The organism is Mycobacterium sp., from assembly GCF_035623875.1.
In the GTDB taxonomy this organism is placed as follows: Bacteria; Actinomycetota; Actinomycetes; order Mycobacteriales; family Mycobacteriaceae; genus Mycobacterium.
Genome location: NZ_DASPSP010000001.1, coordinates 1 through 3,555, shown reverse-complemented (window position 1 = coordinate 3,555; position 3,555 = coordinate 1). Strand labels below are relative to the sequence as shown.

The following is a 3,555-nucleotide window of genomic DNA, read 5'->3' as shown; positions in this document are numbered from 1 at the left end:
CGCTTCAGCCGCTGGAGGCAGTAAGGATGGCGTCGCCGTGCAGCAGCGGCCGCAGCTTGGCGGTCTTGTCCGGTGTCCAGCCGGGCGGCGACAGCACCTCGGCCCAGGCGTTGGCGACGTCGGCAACATAGTGGTGGCCGTGCCCGTCCGGCACGTTTACCGCCACCGCCATGTCGGCCGAGACTTGCAGGAACGTCACCACCGGGATCCACCGCGTCTGCGGCAGCACGTCGTAGCCCCGCTTTTCCCGCAGCCATGCCGGGCTCTTGAACAGTAGGTCGGGAGTCCACCACGCGATCGGATCGGAAGCGTGCTGCAGATACACCACCCGTGGGTGGCCCCAAGGTGCCCCTGGGCGCTGCAGATCGCTCGGGCGCGCGACGAACCGGACGTTATGGCCGTCGGCATAGATGGGCAGCCGCTCCGGCGAACCGCGATCGCGGGTCGCCGTCAGCTGGAGCCAGACGGTGTTGTTGAACGTCGGCCCGCTGAACAGCGCGCCGTCCGTGCGGGCGACGATGTTGTTGAGGCTCATGAACGGCGCTTCGCCGCCGAACGAGCCCAGGCTTTCGCCGAACACCACGAGCTTGGGGCGCTGCGCCTCCGGAAGTTGGCGCATCAGCCTGTCCACCGCCTCGAACAGCGCTTGGCCGGCGTGGCGGGCGTTCTGTTTGTCCACCAGAAACGACAGCCAGCTGGGCAGGAACGAGTACTGCATGCTCACGATCGCGGTGTTGCCGTTGTAGATGTACTCCAGCGCATCGGCTTCCGCCTCGTTGATCCAGCCGGTGCCGGTGGTGGTGCCGACCGCGATGACGGCGCGGCGCAGTCCGCCGGTGCGCTGCAACTCGCGCGCGGCAAGCTCCGCGGTGGCGGTGATGCCGTCGGCGGATTCCAGTCCGGCGTAGGCGCGGATCGGTTCGATTGCTGGGGCGCCGTTGAACGCGGTGAGCTGGGCGACGGTGGGCCCGCCCTCGACAAAGATGCGGCCCTGATGTCCCAGCGATTTCCAGGACACCAGCGACTCCGGCCCGCCGGAACGCAGCGGCGTCTTCGGCGCAGCGGTGTCGGGATTCATTTCGTTGTTGACTGTCTCGAACGTGTTGTTCATGGTCCGCATCGCGAAATTCACCACCACGCCGTTGAGCAACGCGATTGTCAGCGCCACCAGTAGGAACACCACGATGACGGCTGAAACCCGCGGCGGCGCAAAGCGATCCAGCCGCAGATCCAAGAAGCGGAACAATCGGCGGATTTGCTGGCCGATCTCGACCACTGCGAACAGTACGATCAACGACAGCGCGGCGGACAGTGGGTAGTCGAACCATTTCAGGTGCGCAACTCCCATCAAATCGCGCACCCGGTCCTGCCAGACGTGAAACCAGATCACCATCGCGACCATGCCGACCGCACCGGCGACAATCAGGATCAGCCACGCCCGTCGCGGTGCCGGCGGGCTGGAATCTTTCGACCGCATGTAACGGACCAGCCATACCGCGAAAACCCCGGTGCCGTAGCCGATCGCGCCGGACAGGCCGCTGACCAAGCCCTGAAACAGCGGCCCGCGTGGCAACAGCGACGGCGTCATCGAGAACCACAGGAACACCAGGCCGACCGCGGTGCCGGTGAAGGTGTAGTGCCGAACCCACCACGGCTTCTTACGCGGCGGCTCGACGGCTGCTTCAGGGGATTCGGCAATCGTCGGCTCGCTCATCACAGCATTGTTAGCGGTGGGTGAAGTTGGGGGCCCGTTTTTCGATGAAGGCGGTCATGCCTTCGGTTTGGTCGTGGGTGGCGAATGCGGAGTGGAATAGCCGTCGTTCGTAGAGCAGCCCTTCGGCCAGGGTGGTTTCGAAGGCGCGGTTGACGGCTTCTTTGGCCATCCGGGCGGCCGATCGGGACATCTGGGCGATGGTGGTGGCGACGGCCTTGGCTTCGGTGAGCAGGTCGTCGGCGGGTACTACCCGCGATACCAGGCCGCTGCGCTCGGCTTCGGCGGCGTCGATGGTGCGGCCGGTCAGGATCAGGTCCATGGCCTTGGCTTTGCCGATGGCCCGGGTCAGCCGCTGGGAGCCGCCCATGCCGGGTAGCACGCCGAGTTTGATTTCCGGTTGGCCGAATTTCGCGGTGTCGGCGGCGATCAGCACATCGCACATCATCGCCAGTTCGCAGCCCCCGCCCAGGGCGTGCCCGGCCACCGCGGCGATCGTGGGGGTGCGCACGGCGGCCAGGGTGGCCCAGGGTGCGAAGAAGTCGGCGTCGAAGACGTCGGCGAACCCCAGCGCCGACATTTCTTTGATGTCCGCACCGGCGGCGAACGCCTTGGCCGAACCGGTGATGATGATCGCCCCGATACCCGGGTCGGCGTCGAATGCGGCTGCCGCGGTGGTGACGTCATGCATCACTTGACTGGTCAGGGCGTTGAGCGCCTGGGGGCGGTTGAGCGTGATGGTGCCGACCCGCCCGTCGCGTTCGACCAGGATGGTTTGGTAACTCATGGCTCCCTTTCCCGAACTCAAGCCTTCTAGAACGTCAGATCATCATCGACCGGGGCGAAGTAGGCCTCGACGTCGGCGGTGCTCACCTGCGTCAGCGACGCCGGCGACCAGTGCGGGTTGCGGTCCTTGTCGTTTAGCTGAGCCCGGATGCCCTCCACCAGATCGTGGGAGCGCAGCGACGCGCACGACACCCGATAGTCCTGGGTCAGCACATCTTCCAGGGTGTCCAGCTTGGCCGCGCGGCGCACCGCGGCCAGCGTGACCGACAGCGCGATCGGGGAGCGGGTGGCGATCAGGTTGGCCGCGTCGTTGGCCGGCCCGGCGTCATGGCCGCGCAGCGCGGCGACGATGTCGGCGACGGTGTCACCGGCATAGCATTGGTCAATCCACTCCCGCTGCGCCACCAGGCCACTCGGCGGGGGCTCGATGGCATGGGCGGCCAGCGCGGCCTGCACGCCATCGGCCACGATGGCCCGGCTGAAGGTGTCGAGCTTGTCATGGGGAACAAAGTGATCGGCGAAACCCAGGGCGATCGCATCGGCACCGGAAAACGGCGCACCGGTCAGCGCGGCGTGCAAACCCAGCGCCCCCGGCGCCCGCGACAACAGGTAAGCCCCGCCGACGTCGGGGATGAAGCCGATCCCGACCTCAGGCATCGCCATTTTCGAGGTCTCGGTCACCACCGGGATGTTGGCGTGCGCGCCCACCCCCACGCCGCCGCCCATCACGATGCCGTCCATCAGCGACACGTAAGCCTTACCGAACCGGCCGATCTGGCCGTTGAGCAGATACTCGTCACGCCAGAACCGCCGCGCCGCCACCCCGTCGCCGCGGGCGCTGTGATAAATCGCCACCACATCCCCGCCCGCGCACAGGCCACGCTCCCCAGCACCCGACAGCACCACCACACCGACCGCCGCGTCCCGCTCCCACCCGGCCAAAACCACGCGCAGCTCATCGACCATGCCCTGATTCAGCGAATTGATCGCCTCAGGCCGATTCAACGTCACAAAACCCACACCGTCTTCAACGCGGCGCAAAACCTCGTCCGTCACCC

At 66.8% G+C, this 3,555-nt stretch carries 3 protein-coding genes; all 3 read right to left on the bottom strand.

Annotation, left to right across the window (positions count from 1 at the left end; all coding sequences use genetic code 11):
* Positions 1 to 4 precede the first annotated feature (4 nt).
* From VEI45_RS00015 to VEI45_RS00005, 3 genes are read right to left on the bottom strand one after another with little or no spacing between them, the layout of a single operon-like run.
* Entirely contained in the window at positions 5 to 1,714 is a 1,710-nt protein-coding gene (locus VEI45_RS00015) for an alpha/beta hydrolase (protein ID WP_414687361.1), read from the bottom strand.
* 10 nt (positions 1,715 to 1,724) lie between these two features.
* Positions 1,725 to 2,498, bottom strand: coding sequence for an enoyl-CoA hydratase (locus VEI45_RS00010; RefSeq protein ID WP_324848880.1), 774 nt, complete (start codon positions 2,496 to 2,498; stop codon positions 1,725 to 1,727).
* 26 nt (positions 2,499 to 2,524) lie between these two features.
* Entirely contained in the window at positions 2,525 to 3,553 is a 1,029-nt protein-coding gene (locus VEI45_RS00005; RefSeq protein WP_324848879.1) for an enoyl-CoA hydratase/isomerase family protein, read from the bottom strand.
* Positions 3,554 to 3,555 lie beyond the last annotated feature (2 nt).